Origin of the sequence: Paenibacillus agaridevorans (assembly GCF_003112455.1) — a bacterium.
Taxonomy (GTDB): domain Bacteria; phylum Bacillota; class Bacilli; order Paenibacillales; family Paenibacillaceae; genus Pristimantibacillus; species Pristimantibacillus agaridevorans.
Genome location: NZ_BDQX01000105.1, coordinates 1 through 15678 on the forward strand (window position 1 = coordinate 1; position 15678 = coordinate 15678).

At 48.0% G+C, this 15678-nt stretch carries 12 protein-coding genes and 1 pseudogene; 1 reads left to right on the top strand and 12 read right to left on the bottom strand.

Going from position 1 to position 15678, the window contains the following annotated elements:
* Window positions 1-423: 423 nt before the first annotated feature.
* From PAT3040_RS11220 to PAT3040_RS11245, 7 genes are read right to left on the bottom strand one after another with little or no spacing between them, the layout of a single operon-like run.
* Complete coding sequence (locus PAT3040_RS11220) at window positions 424-1380, bottom strand: alpha/beta fold hydrolase (protein ID WP_108992726.1); 957 nt, start codon at window positions 1378-1380, stop codon at window positions 424-426.
* Between the two features lie 52 nt (window positions 1381-1432).
* A complete protein-coding gene (locus PAT3040_RS11225; protein WP_181376557.1) occupies window positions 1433-5662 on the bottom strand; it encodes a LamG-like jellyroll fold domain-containing protein in 4230 nt (1409 codons plus the stop codon).
* A 58-nt stretch (window positions 5663-5720) separates the two neighbouring features.
* A complete protein-coding gene (locus tag PAT3040_RS36930; protein ID WP_181376558.1) occupies window positions 5721-7127 on the bottom strand; it encodes a sialidase family protein in 1407 nt (468 codons plus the stop codon).
* 47 nt (window positions 7128-7174) lie between these two features.
* Window positions 7175-8077, bottom strand: a complete 903-nt coding sequence (locus PAT3040_RS11230) for a carbohydrate ABC transporter permease (RefSeq protein ID WP_108992728.1) — start codon at window positions 8075-8077, stop codon at window positions 7175-7177.
* A 15-nt stretch (window positions 8078-8092) separates the two neighbouring features.
* Window positions 8093-9040: an ABC transporter permease gene (locus tag PAT3040_RS11235; protein WP_108992729.1), complete on the bottom strand. Its 948-nt coding sequence runs from the start codon at window positions 9038-9040 to the stop codon at window positions 8093-8095.
* 19 nt (window positions 9041-9059) lie between these two features.
* Window positions 9060-10727 carry a type 2 periplasmic-binding domain-containing protein gene (locus tag PAT3040_RS11240; RefSeq protein ID WP_108992730.1) on the bottom strand — a complete coding sequence of 556 codons (1668 nt, stop codon included), beginning with the start codon at window positions 10725-10727 and terminating at the stop codon, window positions 9060-9062.
* 29 nt (window positions 10728-10756) lie between these two features.
* Window positions 10757-11680 (bottom strand): dihydrodipicolinate synthase family protein, encoded by a 924-nt coding sequence (locus PAT3040_RS11245; protein WP_087571136.1) that lies wholly within the window; start codon window positions 11678-11680, stop codon window positions 10757-10759.
* 241 nt (window positions 11681-11921) lie between these two features.
* On the opposite strand from PAT3040_RS11245, the gene PAT3040_RS11250 reads away from it, so the two are divergent.
* Entirely contained in the window at window positions 11922-12674 is a 753-nt protein-coding gene (locus PAT3040_RS11250; RefSeq protein ID WP_108992732.1) for an IclR family transcriptional regulator, read from the top strand.
* Window positions 12675-12825: 151 nt separating this feature from the next.
* Here the strand turns inward: PAT3040_RS11250 and PAT3040_RS11255 are convergent, their stop codons facing one another.
* From PAT3040_RS11255 to PAT3040_RS11275, 5 genes and pseudogenes are all read right to left on the bottom strand, one after another.
* Window positions 12826-13419, bottom strand: a complete 594-nt coding sequence (locus tag PAT3040_RS11255) for a TetR/AcrR family transcriptional regulator (RefSeq protein ID WP_087571137.1) — start codon at window positions 13417-13419, stop codon at window positions 12826-12828.
* A gap of 27 nt (window positions 13420-13446) precedes the next feature.
* A complete protein-coding gene (locus tag PAT3040_RS11260; protein WP_108992731.1) occupies window positions 13447-14613 on the bottom strand; it encodes a YhgE/Pip domain-containing protein in 1167 nt (388 codons plus the stop codon).
* Between the two features lie 184 nt (window positions 14614-14797).
* Entirely contained in the window at window positions 14798-14947 is a 150-nt protein-coding gene (locus PAT3040_RS39940) for a tyrosine-protein phosphatase (protein ID WP_108992733.1), read from the bottom strand.
* Window positions 14948-14989: 42 nt separating this feature from the next.
* Window positions 14990-15212, bottom strand: a pseudogene (locus tag PAT3040_RS39945) (tyrosine-protein phosphatase); the annotation flags it as partial.
* Between the two features lie 109 nt (window positions 15213-15321).
* The coding region (locus PAT3040_RS11275; protein ID WP_146200403.1) for a helix-turn-helix domain-containing protein at window positions 15322-15678 on the bottom strand (357 nt) is incomplete at its 5' end.

A 15678-nucleotide genomic window follows, 5' to 3' on the forward strand; every position in this document is an offset into this window, starting at 1 on the left:
GCTCCTCAGTTTCTACCTTCTTTCAATCTTCTCGGTGCTGAAAACCGAACTTTTTGAACTCGCACTTATACGCAACTTAATTTATCACACCGAACTGCCAGGGGGACATGCACTTTTCAAAGTATAAACTGCAAGATTTTATATTGTGTGTCCGCGACGCCGCCCACTATTTTCATGAAAACAATAAACAAATACATCTAATTCGTAATAAATTACCACCAAGAAAAAGCAGTAAACAACGATAGCGGCGCGAGTCTCCCATCTCGAACATTTCAAGCTGTATAGGCGGTATTATACTCCTATAAATTAAAAACCCGGGTCGCATACGCGCCCGGGCAAATTCACAGCTTATTCAGCTTGGTAATGCAGGCCCCGCAAAATGAACTCGGTCAATTCCCACGCATCGTCAGTACGCTGCCAAGCCTATTGCAGCAAAAATTGAATCGTGCGATCTGACGCGCCCGGCAAGTTCTCATGGCCGAAATCCGGATAGACGACCACTTGCTTTGGCGTCGTTATCTTGTTGTAGGCCGCGAACTGGGTAGACGGCGGGCAGGTCCTGTCCATAAGCCCGACAAACATCAACACCTCGCCGCGTATCCGGTTCGCCAGATGTTGCAGATCAATATAACCCAGCTTCTCGAAAATTTCATCTTCGCGCTCGTGCAGCGGATCGAAATGCCGGAAGAAGGTTCGCAGTTCCTCGTAGGAGCCCTGCGCCAAATCCATCTCCCATACCCGCTTGTAATCGCAGAGGAACGGGTACACCGGCGCAAGTTTTTTCACGCGCGGCTCCAGCGCCGCGCATGCAATCGTAAGCGCGCCTCCTTGCGAACCGCCGATTGCGTATACCTGCTCCGGATCAACCTCGGGCAGTTCCATGGCAATGCCCGCCAATTGCGCTGCATCGAGGAAGATATGGCGGAACAACAAATTGTCCGGCTTGTCGTCAAGACCGCGAACGATATGTCCGCGATGCGTAGTTCCCTTTACGCCGCCTGTATCCTCGGAGGAGCCGCCTTGACCGCGGCAATCCATTGATAAGACGGAAAAGCCGAGCGAAGCGTATGCAAGCTTGCCGAGCCAATCACCCGCATGACTCGAATAACCGTGGAACTGCACAATCGCCGGATGAGGCTCTTGCACATTTTTCGGACGAATGTATTTGGCATGTATTCTGGCCCCGCGCACTCCTGTAAAATAAAGATCAAAGCAGTCGGCCTGCGGCGTCTGGAACGAACTCGGCACCAACTCCATTTGCGCATCAACCGCTTTCCTCTCTGCGAGGGCTCGCTCCCAATACTCGTCAAAATCTTCAGGGCGCGGGTTTTTCCCCTGGTACTCCTTCAACTTCTCGAGCGGCATGTCCACAAGCGGCATGTATCAACATTCCCTTCTGTCTATCAGCCCAAATCAAAATCCGCAAATCTTATTAGGTTCCTGCCGCCAATAAGGCAATCTCATTGTCGCTTAGCGGACGATTGTACACCCTGACATCATCGATCAGACCGTCAAAACCCCGTGCGGCCAAATGGAGCTGTCTTCCAAGGATCATGTCGCCAAAGGCGACGAAATTCGCCGTTGAGCCGTTACTGGTTTGCTTGACCAATTCCCCATTGATATACAGCCGCATGCTGGCTCCGTCACGGGTAACCGCTACATGCGCCCACTCCCCTATCGACAGCGAGTGCCCGGCATCCGCTTGCAATGTCTGATAGGCAGCCGAGCCACTGTCCCATTGAAACACCAAACGTCCTTGATCCTGCAGCATAAAGCTGAAATCTGCAGTCGAATCGCCTAATATGCCGTTGCGGCTGGATGACCCCGAACCGGAACGGAATGATTCCGGCTTGATCCATGCAGCAACAGTCGCCGTATTGCCGACTGACAATTGCAGACCGTCTCCGAAGTTGACGTAATCGCCTTCACTTTCCTCAAAGTCATAGGCCGTCCCTACCTTGCCCGGGACTTGAAGGGTGGCTCCGTTGTTGGTCCCCGTGTAGCTCTGCATGGCATCGGCAACGATCGAACCGGATGCTTCATCCAAAGTCCAATGCGCCATAAGCCCTTTATTGGCCATCAAAGCAATCTCATTGTCGCTTAACGCATAGTTGTATATGGCCGTCTCATCGATAAGACCGTCAAAACCGCGTGCCTTGTTGCCATTCACCCTGCCAATATTCAAGTTGCCCAATCGGCGGAAGGCAGACTCGAAATCATCCGTCCTGACTTTTTTGACCACACCATTGATAAACAGTTTTGTCGTGCCGTCCTGTTTGGTAACCGCCACATGCGTCCATTCTCCTAAAGACACGGCATCTGCCGCATCAACCTCAATACTAGATATACTGTCGCCTTCAATTCCATACAAAGCAAGATTATTGACTTCTACGCCGTTTAATCCGCGACCGTACAAACGTATATCATCGATTAAACCATCGAAATTACGGTTCGCCTTGGCACCGCCAATACTGATATCGCCAAGCCCGGCAAAATCCCGCGCCCAAGCTGCGCTTGCAACCGACACGCCATTTACATAGAGAGTTGCCCGGGTACCGTCCATGGAGGCCGCTACATGCGACCATTCATTAAGCGGCACGGCTATCGTGCTTTGAAACGTCTTATAGTTGATTCCGTTGTAGAGCAACAAAGTAAGCTTGCCCGAATCTTGAAGCGTGAATATGATACTATTGTTGCTATCCGTAAAAATAACATTCCGGCTGTTTGCGCCAGTGCCTGTTCGGAACGACTCCGGCTTAATCCAGGCAGCAATCGTTGCGGTGCTGCCGCTTATCGATAGGCCTGACCCGCAATTCAAATAATTTTTCGCACTTTCCTCGAAGTCATAAGCACGATTGCTCCATCCATCTTGATGAATGGCTGCACCATGATTAGTGCAATGATTATTCCCAATCATGTCGCCGGCCGTGGTACCGGTTGTCTCATCCAGCGGCCAGTAGGCAAGAGGCGTTTTTCCGGCGTGTTGTCTGGCGTACTCCCACGAAAATGCAAGTCTGCCTTCATTCTGTAAAGCAAACGTGAGAATGCCGTCCGAGTCGCCCATAATGCCATTCCGACTCATCGCCTCAAAGCTGCCACGAAACGTTTCCGGATTGATCCAGGCAGCGATAGTCAAATCATTTGTAAGTCCGGGCTGAATGGTCGAACCTAAATCAATATAATCATGTTCGCTTTCATTAAAATCATATGCAGTATTGACAGCACCGACTAAACCGCTTTCGGCTCCGTAATTGATTCCATGCGCGAACCCGCTTATATCGGCTGCCGTATTTCCGCTGTCATCCATTTTCCATACCGATCTCCATTTGTCGCCTCTATTATTAACATAACAAGGAAATTTGACTTGAACCGTGCCGCCGCCATAACTGATTGTGGCAGTCAAGGTGACAAATCCGCTTCGCGATGCACTAACCTCGCCGCCGGACGTAATCAACGTTTGATCCGAGGAACCCCAGCTTATGGTTGCTCCTCGAACGCCACTTGTCGGCAATTGCAGATTTGACGTAACCTCATACATCGACGGATGGATTCCACCCGAAATTTGGTCAAAGAGCGAAGGGTTATTTCCCCGAATCAGCTCCCAAAGCAAGGTAAGCTCATTATCAAACAAAATTTGTTCCATTCCGGGAAATAAAGGCTTTACGTCAAGCTCGCTTTGCGCAAATAACACAAAAGAACCGGTCTCTTCGGCCATTAGCAGGTCCAGCACGCCATCATTGTTCATGTCCCCCATTGTGGATGCGGCGGTATGATTGCCGGTAGGATGAACCAGCTCATCATCATGCGTGACAACATACAACGTGCTGGAAAACTGGGGATTCGCATTGGTTCCGGTATTGACAAAAAGTGTGATATGCGCATTTTTGTTATAGCCATCCTGGTACCAGCTTAAAGGAAACTTGCCCGTTCCGGTCGCCAACAGATCGAAAACTCCATCCTGATTCCAGTCGACGGGTTCCAGTTTGACCCTCCCCTCATTGCCTGCATCGCCATCCATACGAATCGGCATATGAGGACTGTCGTCGTAACGCAACCACGTTTTATTTTTGAGCCTATTCGTGCCTGAAGCGATGTCCTGTTCGTATCTTGCCAGGTATCCATACTCATCCAGCGCAAAATAATAATTGACTCCATCAACTTGAATGGCTGCTGGCTTAGAACGGGTATGTGTTCGCAACTCGCTGCCATTGTATAACAGTCGAACGCCTGCAGCGTATGAATAGTTCGTTGGCGTGCCAATATTGAGATAGAGCGTATGATAGCCGCTTATGTCCGAGGTGATGATATCCAGATCGCCATCCAGGTCCCAGTCGAACAGCATCGGCTGTGTATAGCCCCAACGCCACTCCTTATAACCTTGTACCGATCCGCTGGGTCCAGCGATATGCTGTATCCTCTGCCCGCCCGCTTCCAGCAAAACTTTGGCCGCAAAACCCGGATTCTCCGCCGTGCCAATGTTTTCGAAATAATTGATGTATCCGCTTGAATCCCCGCTTATCAAATCCAGCTTGCCATCCCCGTTCAAATCGCCGAAATCAGGGACAGGAAGCGAGTCCGTAGACAGCCTGGCATTCCGGGTTAACACGGAATATTCGCTTTCGATTTTATTGCCGCCGTTCAACTCGCATATGACTAATCTGCCGCTTCCCGTGGAAGATAGCAACAATTCAAGCTTGCCATCGTTATCGATATCAGTCCAACGAAGATGAATGGCACGATGCGCATGTTCAATATGGCCATTATAATGGTTAGCCTCTATCAAGTTGGTTCCGGCTTGAAAATAAGGGATGCCGGATGACAGACCAGCCTGCTGATAGAAGTGCAAACGATCATTGTCATGCGCAACAACCAGGTCCGGTTTGCCATCGCCGTCCACGTCGCTGACAGCGATAGCCGTAGTCGTACGATGCGTAATTTCCGAATTGTCGGTTAGCAAAAGGATATTTCCGCTATCAAAAACAGGATTCGTATCCGTTCCGCTATTCAAGAATACATACAGATGCGTGGACAACTCTTTGCCGAGCCAATTTCCCTGATTGTCGTAGCCCAGGCCAAGTCCCATATTTTCATGATAAGGGGGAATCAGAAGCTCCCCTTCTCCAGGTAGCGGACTGCTGCCGAAGACAGCCACTGCAACAGCATCCTTCGTGCCGTCCCCATCCAGATCGCTGTATGTGAAATAACTGAGAGCTTCTCCGATCGGTACACTTAACGTACCTATCACATCATAATTTGCAAAGACCGGATTTCCCGCCGTTCCCGAATTGCGGTAAATGCGAAGCTCGTCGTTCATTCTGGCGATAATGTCAAACAGGCCGTCCGGTCTGGTCACGGCATCAATATCGACCAGATTTTTCAGAAATGTCAGATCGTCGTTTTGTATTTCATAATAAGGGTAGCCATTGGGATCCGTGCCGGTATTTTTGTATAAAGAGTACGTATTATGATAGAAATGCATAGATATCATATCGAGCTCTCCATCATCATCCCAATCGACGAACATATTGCCATACATATCTTCGAGATTGTCCGCGATAGACGGATTGGCGTATCTCAAATCCGTTTCGGCCGACACGGGTTGACTGATGATCATCAGCGCCATGACAATAAATCCGGTTAAAAAATAGGTGGATTTATACATATGCTTCACATCCCTCCAACAACGTTTTATCGAATGCAAGTCATACTGCCGCTTCGTCTCAAACTTTACATTCCAGGTATTGTCTGAACTGCTTGATGCGGTGGAAAGTAGTATAGTTGGAGTCATGCATGTTTTTTGCTTGATTGATGGCGGTGCGGCACAAATAGATAATATCGTCGCCATCGATCAAGAAGCTGACATACTGCAAACCGACATCTGCCGGATCTTCATGACGGAAATCATGTAGTCTTTTTACGATTTGGAAGTTTTGCATATCATGCGATAAGGCAAGCGATAACACATTACGCTGTCGCGGCGTCTCATCATTGACAATTTCGCTGACAATTGCCCAATAGGCCTGAGAACCTTCGTCATAAAGAAGGTCGAATTTCGAATTGCTGCCGCCGTTAAAGTTGGCAAAGCTATGGAATTGCAACGGCTCTTCGGGTTGATTTTTATTTCCTTTTAAAACAAGCGCTTTTCCGTATCCGTCCATTTGATATCGCAGCACGTTGTAAATTTCCCCATCCGGACCGACGACTGCGTTCCCTTCCAAAGCTCCTTTGGATTGTCCTTCCGGCATCGCTCCGGGCCAAGAATGGTCATAAGGCAAAAAGCCTGTACAGGACCAGTTCTCGGCAACAAGCAGATCAGCGTCGGCATCAATGGAGATCAGCCCGCTGCTATGTCCGCCAGTCGACCAGGAACCATAATCGACAGCGGTATACAGTCTATTCTCATATTCGATAACCGGCATTGGCGCCTTATGCGGCCCGCGGCCGCTCCAGCTTCCCGCGCCTTTCATAATCGTAACCGGCGCCCCCCAAGTCTGCCCCTCGTCCGTGGAACGGCCAATCAGCAAATCGCCGTATTCCGTGGAATTGGCCAGCATATACAGGACGCCGCGATGGCAGAACAGCTTGCCCCAGAAGCAGGGAAGCAGTTCGCACACATAACGCCAATGCGCGCCGTCATCATCCGAGCGAAAGAGCAGCGTCAGGTTTTGCGGCGCTTTGCTCGAATAAACATCCATCGATGCCAGCAGGGCGCCCGATGGCAGCTTAACAATCGAAGGGCTGCACAAGCTCCTGCCGGAGAAGGCGTAGGTTTCGTCCTCGGGATGCAGATAGTTGACGACCGTTCCGACCGGCGGACCCGTCCGCGCCAGACGGATATCGCTCAAGCCCGTCCCGCTTGCCCGCACGACATACATCTCATAGTCGCATTCCGGTTCCAGGCCCGTAATCATGCCAACCGATGAATCCAGCGCAATGACCGCATACGGATCATTGGTCCGGTATTTGCGGTAATAGAGCAGATGCGCGCCATTGTCTCCCGCATCCATCCACTCAAACTCGATCGAAGCAACGTCCGGTGCCAAACGGCATATATAAGGCAAGCTGCGTTTGTGATATTGATCGTAAGGGCTGTACGGCATATAACTCCAACCGGCGTATCCTAACATGTTGCTCACTCCTGAAATGTAATAGTGTTTACGATCTCGTGATTGCATTATCCTTTAACCGATCCAATCATAACGCCTTTCACAAAGTATTTCTGAACAAACGGGTAGACGCACATAATCGGCAAGGTGGACACGATAATGACCGCATACCGCATCGCTTCCACTAAATAAATTTGTGCCACTGCATCGCCGCCCATATCGGCGTTCTCAGATGCCATACTCATGGCTGACTGATTGACAATCAAATCGCGCAAGGCCATTTGCAACGGCATATAGCCGGGATCTCGCAAGTAGATCATAGCATTGAACCATGAATTCCACTGGCTTACCGCTGCAAAGAGCACAAGCACAGCAATGAGAGCTTTGGAGACGGGCAAAACAATTCGAAAGAAAAAGGAGAAATGACTGCAACCATCGATACTCGCCGCTTCAAACAGTTCATCAGGCAGAGTAGATCTCATAAAGGTTCTGCTAATAATGATGTTTGTAATATTGACTGCTCCCAGCAAAATGATAATGAGCGGATTGCCGTATAGACCGATTTCTTTTACAAGCAAGTAAGTTGGAATAAGTCCTCCGTTAAAAAACATGGTAAACAACAAAAACGCTGTAATAATCACTTTGCCCGGGAAAGCTTTGCGGGACAATGAATATCCTGCAAGCAGACTTGTCGCAACCGAGAGAAACGTAAAAAAGAGGGTATAAAACAACGTATTACGGTACCCAACCCAGATTGGAGTGTAGTTTAACACTTCCAAATAACCTTTGAAATCAAAGCTTTTCGGCCAAAACAGCACTTTCCCGGTAGCAACCAGCTTCGGATCGCTAAAGGAAGCGATAACCACAAAGTAGAGTGGATAAGCTACGATTAGAAGCAGTAGAATTAAAATGGTGTAATTAAAAATATCGTATATTTTGTCCTGCCTGGTTTGTGAAATAGGTTTTGACATCGCGCTTTCCCTCCTCTACCATAGCGATTCTTGGCCCAAGCGTTTACTGATCTGGTTGACCAAAAGAATCATAATGAAATTAATGCCGGAATTGAACAAGCCTATAGCGGCAGACAGACTGTACTGTCCTTCTCTGATCCCTATCTTGTACACGTAGGTATTAATAACTTCGCTTGTACTTACATTGAACGAGTTCTGCATAAGGAATACTTTCTCAAAACCTACATTCATGATGGATCCGGATTCTAAAATTAACAAAATAACAATTGTGGGCAAAATAGACGGCAGATCGATTTTTAAAACACGTTGAAATTTACTGGCGCCGTCTATAATGGCCGCTTCGTGCATGGACTGGTCTACCGCGGACAATGCGCTGAGGTAAATGATGCTGCTCCAGCCAAGACCTTGCCAGACGCCGCTCCACACATACAAATGCGGAAATGCGGCAGCGTCTATCAATACTCCAAGATTTCCTTCCAGCCAGCCTAGGGAATTCAACAGGTTTTTGACGATTCCCATCGAGGGCGAGAAGAAAATATTGACCATCCCGATAATAACAACGATAGAGATAAAATGGGGGGCATAAGTAATAGTCTGAACCAGCTTCTTCAGCTTCTGATTGCTTGCGCTATTAAGCATAAGCGCCAGCAGAATAGGCAGCGGGAAGCCGGCAAGCAGCATGTAGAAGCTTAGTATTAATGTGTTTTTCAGAATGACGGTAAACATAGGCATTGAGAAGAACCGGTCGAAATATTTGAGACCTACCCATGGACTGTCTATAATGCCCAAATGCGGCTTAAAATCTTTGAAAGCAATCGTGACGCCATACATCGGCAAATAGTTAAAAATAATAACTAGCACAATGGCTGGCAGAAGAAAGATATAAAGTTGTCGGCTTTCCCAGATTCTATAGCTTAAGGGTTTAAGATTTCCACTCCCTGTATTTAGTCTCGATGACTTCATCCGCTCATAGCCCCTTCCATTATTTCGCGATTACATCGTATCCTTTTTGTTTTAACCCCACAAACTTTTCCAAGCCTAAGTTGTTCATTTGTTTCACATACGCATCCCATTGTGCATCGATATCTTGTTTGCCTGTAATAAAATCGGCAAACATCGCTTTACGATAGTTCGTTAGATCAGCCTGGTATTGCTTCATCATGCTGACATCATCTGCATCAAGCGCACCTTCTACTAATACCATGTCATTGGGCATGACTACATCCTTATATACATTCTCGTATGCCCAAGCTCTGTTGTTCTTCACATCATAGGTCAGCTCTTTCCATTTGTTTTCGTAGAAGTCCTGGTCTCTCAAGGCGACAATGGAATTGTGCAACCCTAACTGACCGCTATGCTCCGTCATTTTGTCAGGAGATTCCTCCCAAAATAATTGATAGGCTTTTCCCTCACTGTCAAAATCCCAGGTTACTCCTTGAATGCCCCTGCTTATCGTCATACCCAGTTCGATATCTGAAGCGATTGCTTCCAGCAACCGAGCGGTTGCAACAGGGTATTTATTGTTTTTAGTAATAATAGCAGCGTTGGCCGGTCCTGCTATATAGGCTTGGCTTCTGATCAACGGCTTCTGACCGTTCCCGCTGTCGAGCGGGCCCATGGACGTTCCGAGCTCCGGCTGTCTGTTTTCGTAAGAATGATAGGAGCCTACAACCGGCGGAAGGGAGCTGATTTTAGCTGCATAAGTATTGAAATCGTCTGTAAACACTTCAGGCGGAATCACCCCTGCACTGTAAAGTTCGCGCAAATATTTGAGCGGTTCTTTAATCGCCGGATTGGTAGACTGGTCCTTAACGACACCGTTATCTACATACAGATAATCTCCGTGTGTAATATAAACGCCAAAGCTTCCATAAATATCGAATTGCCCGCCAACATAGCGGTCGAACATGAAATAGTACGGAATAACATCACTTGGGATAGATCCTTTTCCGGCATTTTCTTTGATAGCAATTAGAGCGTTTTTGAATTCTTCAGTCGTTTTAGGTATTGGTATTTGCAGTTCGTTTAACCAGGAATCCATCATAATCCATTGGTCGCGCAAGTTGCGAACAAATGGAGCAAAGTCAATGAAAGGCAAGCCATACAACTTTCCATTGGAAGCCAACGAGCCGTTATAAACAAGCTTGTTCTCCTCCATAAAGCGGTTCCACGTTGGAGCATATTGTTCAATCAACGGTTTCATCTCAACGAATTGATCGCCTTCAACGGCGGAAGTCATTTGATTTGCATTGATACCGACAGCTAACAGAATATCGGGATAATCATTGCTGGCAAACATTAAATCTACTTTTTCAGAATCTTTTAATACTTCAACTTCAACATTAATATTCGTCTTCTCGGCAATATACTTCCAAACTTCCGTTGTGTCCATTTCCGGGCGCAATGCGCTGTAAGAGACGACGGCTTTAATGGTAATCGGTTCTTTCGTAATCGGATAACCTTCCAAATTGGTCATGCCGCCATCGGCAGTGCCATCCGTTTGTTCCGGCGTGGTGCTGCTTGTGCCCGGGTTCTGAGCAGGAGTGTTAGTGCCCGGTGTTTCTGCTTTGCTGCATGCTGCCAGCATGCTTAATACCAAAATCGTGATCAGGCCAAATTTGAACATCGAATAAATACGTATTTTTTTCATACTTTTGCCTCCCTTTAAAATGAATAGTGTTAAACCTCTATCGCCATTGCTTCTCTCGCTACTAACGAAAGTCCCGTTAGCTGAGCGATTTCTTTGCGCTGCGATTCAGTAAATAGATTGGTGTCCCGAACCCGACTGCCGATTTCCATCGGAAGACCTTGCAGTGTCAGGCTGTATTTGGCATTAACCGGATAGTACTGGTACTCCGCCATCGAATTGGTACCGAGAAATTGCTGCAACTGCTCAGCCTGTTCCGGCCTGGATTGAAAATGATTGCAAAGCCAGGCGTATAGTTCCGGATGAAAGTTAGCCATAACCCCGCTGTATCCGTCTGCGCCAAGCTGTAAGCTTTCCAGCAATGTTGCGCTGTTGGCGTTAAACAATTTAATGCCCGAGTCCTTAATGATTTGCAACTTCTCGGCAATTTGCTGTATGCTGCAGCAAGTGTCTTTAATGAACAAAAATCGATTGAGTTGCACACAAGAACGCAGTACTTTTGGCGACAGCAATCTTTTGTAAGGATACGGGCATTCGTAAATACCTAGCGGGACATTGGGCAACCTTTCTGTAAACGCTATCATATTCTCGATTAAGATATCGTCGCTTTCATCCTCCGCAGCAAAGCGGTTTGGCAGAATGACGTAGGCTTCTGCACCGGTACACATGATTTCTTCCGCTTCACGGACCTGATCGTCCACACTATCTGCCGTATGTCCGGATACAATGACCTGCATCCCGTCTGGCGCATTCTCGACAATAAACTTTGCCAAGCTTTTTTTCTCCGCAAGAGTCAAGTGAAACATCTCGCTGGATTGACACACTGCAAATATGCCTGCAACACCTCGTTTCTGATAGAAATCGATCATCTTTTCTACGGCGGTATAGTCGATTGTATTGTTTGCCGTGAAAGGAGTAATCATGGTTGGCCATACGCCACTCTTGATGCTCTGCATGTTATCCACTCCTCATTCGTTCTAATATATAGAACGTTATTCTATATTTATCTTTATGACGTCATATTAGCACAGTAATTTTGTTGTGTAAATAGTGGATTCAACTTATATATTATATTTCCAGGCGAAAATCATCCGGAATTCCAAATTTATGTAGAATGATGTTGCGTAAAAATAGTATACTGTTCTATAATAGGGAACAACAATGCAGATTAGGAATTCAGGAGAGAGGGGTTTGGCGATGGCAGAGGAAGCAAAAGTGAAAACATTGAAAAAAGCATTGGACATATTGTCCTGCTTTTCAGTTGCAACACCGGAATTGGGGATTTCAGAAATTAGCGAGCGGCTTGATTTGTACAAAAGCAATGTGCACAACATTATTTCTACCTATGAGCAGTTTGGCTATATCGAAAGAAATACGGAGAACGGCAAATATCGTCTCGGCACCAAGATTTTGGAGCTGTCATATATTATAAACTCCAATCTGGGGTTGCATAACGCAATCCAACCGCCTATGAGCGCCTTGTCGGTAGAGGTCAATGAAGTCATTTATTTTGCGGTGCCCAAAGGAGCTCGCATTATGTATTTGGAAGGCGTATATCCGGCTACATCCTTTAATGCGCGTTCTATGGCAGGCGAGACGGCCGAAATGTACTGCACTTCCCTTGGCAAAGCAATTCTGGCTTTTTTACCGCCCGATCAGGCAATAAAAGCGATAAGCGAGCAAAGCATGCGCGCCCATACGCCTAACACAATAACGGATCGCAATGCCTTGCTGAACGAATTGGAGCATACTCGCAAAAGAGGATACAGTATCGATAATATGGAGCATGAATTCGGCATTAAGTGCGTCGGGGTTCCTGTATTCAGGAGGGACGGTTCTTTGCTGGGCGCCATGAGCATATCAGGTCCGTCGCTCAGAGTTGAAGACCGCATAGAGGAATATGCAGAAAAGCTGCACACCGCCAGCCAGAAGATCAGTTTGCGTACGTGAGTGAAGCAAGCATCCACTTTCATCTCATGCCCCTCCCATACGCCGGAGGATTCTTCGCTGCAGCTCCAAGTTCCAAGCAATCCGTGCTTTGCTGGGCACGCCCTATAAATTCAAAACCCGGGTCGCATAAGCACCCGGGCAAATTTATTGCTTATTCAGCTTTGTAATGCAGGCCCCGCAGAATGAACTCGGTCAACTCCTGCGTCATCGTCTCCAGATCGGGCTGCCCTTCCTCCAGCATGACCGACCAATACTCTTGATTGCGGTGGAAGAGGAGCGTACCTACAACAGACATAAACACCGTATCTACCGAGTGGAATTCGAACAGGCCGCGCTCTCGCCCTTCCTTGATCCACTTGCGCAGCAGTCCCCACATCGGCATGACGTGCTCCCTGATCTTCTGGATACGCGGCGTGTTCATTATTATTTCCTGCTGGATGATCGTTATCAAGAGCGGATCCGACTGCCTGAAGGCCGTGACCTCCCGGATCACCAGCTTGACGCCGGCCACGGGATCCATATCCGGATTCACCGAGGCGACCCGGTTATTCGGGAATTCCGTCTCGAACAACGCGCCGAACAAACTTTCTTTGCCGCCGAAGTGATAGGAGACAAGAGCAACGTTAGCTCCCGCTTCTTCGCAGATTTGTCGAATGGACGTGCCTTCGAAGCCATGCTTCGCGAACAGTCTTTTGGCTGCCGTCACAATTCGCCGTTTCACATCCATTTCGTCTATCGTTGACATGTCTCCCGATCGCTCCCTGCCTAAATGTTATGACTGCTGACGACCGGCGATAACCGCCTGAGGCTGGCGGGCTGTCTTCGTCTTGAACACCACCGCTGCCGCGCTGACCACAATTGCAAAAGCCGTAATCACGAGCAGCGCAGCCAAGTCGCCGCCTACGCCCGGACCGCCGAACAAAATATTCATATTGCCGTCCACCGCGTAAGTTGCCGGCAACAGCTTGCTAAGTCCCGTATAGAAGTCGGACAACAGCTCTCGCGGCACCATGGCTCCGGAGGATACAAGCTGAACCGACAGCAGCATAATATTGAATAACATGCCCGCCATGCCGAACACGTACAAAAACATCTGGGAGACGAACATAAACGTGAGCAAGAAAATAAACTGGAAGCCCCACAGATGAAGGAAACCTTCCTGGATCTGGCCTCCGAGCGCCGCGAGGAGCGAAGCTCCGACCAACGATACGGCAGCAGCGGAAATCACGTTAATCAGGCTGCGCGCTCCGAAGCGGCTCCAGCGGCCCGTCGCAGATGCGATCGCCATCGACGATTGCTCCAGATTCATCCCCATGATCATCGCGCCTACGTACGAGGCAAGCACCATCATCATCGGCACCATTTGATTGTTCATGCCTTGTACGGGATTGACGGATTGTACATCCGACACGACGCGCTCCGACAATCCGCCGGATACCGCTGCCGCTTGCTCCTCCGGCATGTTCATGCCCGTCAACGTACCTTTGATGCCCATCGCGACGGCTTGTTGGTTCACCTCGGCGGTAATCGTCTCCGCGGCACCGCTCATCATGCTCTTAATCAGCGCGGGATTGGATTCGTTGATAAGGAAACCGATCTTGGCTTGCCCGTCAGGCGAAGCCGCCTGTCCCGCGAAGTCTGCAGGGATGTGCACGACCATCTGCAGCTCGCGATCATGCAGCTGCTTCTTCGCCGCTTCCGCCGACTCAGGCCGCACGACAGTGAAGGGCAATCGATCCGCCAGATTTCCCGCAATGGCCTCTCCCATCCCGCTGGCATCCTCGCTGACGATCGCGATCGTCAGTCCGTCGACACGATCCGTTACCCCGTCGTATCCAGTCATCCATATGACCGAGAATATAATTTGGAACATAAATGCCGTAATAATACCGACCCAAGTCGTCGGCCTCTTCATAAACGCTTGCAGCGCCGTATTCATTATTCTACCACTCCATTCTTGTATTAAACAAACGTTTAAAACGACTGTTTAAATTATGCTCTGGAGTGTTCGTTTTGTCAAGCGCGGTTTCCAATACATATTTCTAATACAGTCATCCGCTTCAGGTCCTCAATGCTTACTTACTGAAGAAGTCGCCAGACGGAAGCAGATGCATTCTTATGCTTTAAACTAGGTAATGTTTCTGCACTTTCGCGCGCCTTTCAGCGTCTAGGCCGAATTCTTGCTCTAGACAGGCATCGATTGTTCCGTATGTTGATTCGATAGACCCGAATACTGCTTCGAGGAACTCTCTGCGTAGTTTAATTAAATCCATGTACGTATCCAATTGGTCTTCCGAGATATTAACAGCAGGTATAACCGGGTCAGGTTGCTTCTCCGCTTCTTGATCATCGCGGTAATCGAAGATTGCCGTTATCTTCAACTCATGTAATAACGCAATATCCTTCTCTGAAATCTGCAGAACGGTAGATCAAGCCTGGTTTTACTTCACGTCCATCTGCTGTTTTGTACCCGCCCATATCGCGGAAGTTCAAGACGTTCTCCATTTGGATAAAACGTTGGAATTGTTGAGCTGTCATTTATTTTAACTGGCCCACTTTGAACAATTGATGGTCTTTGCTTTCGTAGATTTGCTGTGTCATACGGTCGTTCAACTGTTCCGCACAGACTCTTCTTGCTTTTTTAGAATTATAATTTTCTAAATTTCCCCTTGTAGTCTACCGGGCTAACACCGTTGTATTTCTTGAACACCTTCGAGAAATAGGTGCGATCGGAATATCCTAAATGGGCGGAAATCATTTCAATCGTCATCTCTTTATCTTTCATCAACTGAAGGGCGATTTTCATCTTGTAACGATGCACATAATCAGTAAAATTAACACCCGTCATCTTCTTAAAGTACCTTGAGAAATAACTAGGGTTAAGATACAAATGGCTGGCTATGGAGACAAGGGAAATATTATCGGATAGATGAGCCGCAATATAGCTGTCAATCGATTGCAGCTTATAACTATCGATCTCGCCGCCATTGGCGGCAGAGGTAAA

What these genes read in the sequence shown, in the direction of transcription:
- PAT3040_RS11220 (WP_108992726.1), bottom strand. Translation starts at nt 1,380, where the DNA reads ATGCCGCTTGTGGACATGCCGCTCGAGAAGTTGAAGGAGTACCAGGGG.
- PAT3040_RS11225 (WP_181376557.1), bottom strand. Translation starts at nt 5,662, where the DNA reads ATGTATAAATCCACCTATTTTTTAACCGGATTTATTGTCATGGCGCTG.
- PAT3040_RS36930 (WP_181376558.1), bottom strand. Translation starts at nt 7,127, where the DNA reads ATGTTAGGATACGCCGGTTGGAGTTATATGCCGTACAGCCCTTACGAT.
- PAT3040_RS11230 (WP_108992728.1), bottom strand. Translation starts at nt 8,077, where the DNA reads ATGTCAAAACCTATTTCACAAACCAGGCAGGACAAAATATACGATATT.
- PAT3040_RS11235 (WP_108992729.1), bottom strand. Translation starts at nt 9,040, where the DNA reads ATGAAGTCATCGAGACTAAATACAGGGAGTGGAAATCTTAAACCCTTA.
- PAT3040_RS11240 (WP_108992730.1), bottom strand. Translation starts at nt 10,727, where the DNA reads ATGAAAAAAATACGTATTTATTCGATGTTCAAATTTGGCCTGATCACG.
- PAT3040_RS11245 (WP_087571136.1), bottom strand. Translation starts at nt 11,680, where the DNA reads ATGCAGAGCATCAAGAGTGGCGTATGGCCAACCATGATTACTCCTTTC.
- PAT3040_RS11250 (WP_108992732.1), top strand. Translation starts at nt 11,922, where the DNA reads ATGGCAGAGGAAGCAAAAGTGAAAACATTGAAAAAAGCATTGGACATA.
- PAT3040_RS11255 (WP_087571137.1), bottom strand. Translation starts at nt 13,419, where the DNA reads ATGTCAACGATAGACGAAATGGATGTGAAACGGCGAATTGTGACGGCA.
- PAT3040_RS11260 (WP_108992731.1), bottom strand. Translation starts at nt 14,613, where the DNA reads ATGAATACGGCGCTGCAAGCGTTTATGAAGAGGCCGACGACTTGGGTC.
- PAT3040_RS39940 (WP_108992733.1), bottom strand. Translation starts at nt 14,947, where the DNA reads ATGGATTTAATTAAACTACGCAGAGAGTTCCTCGAAGCAGTATTCGGG.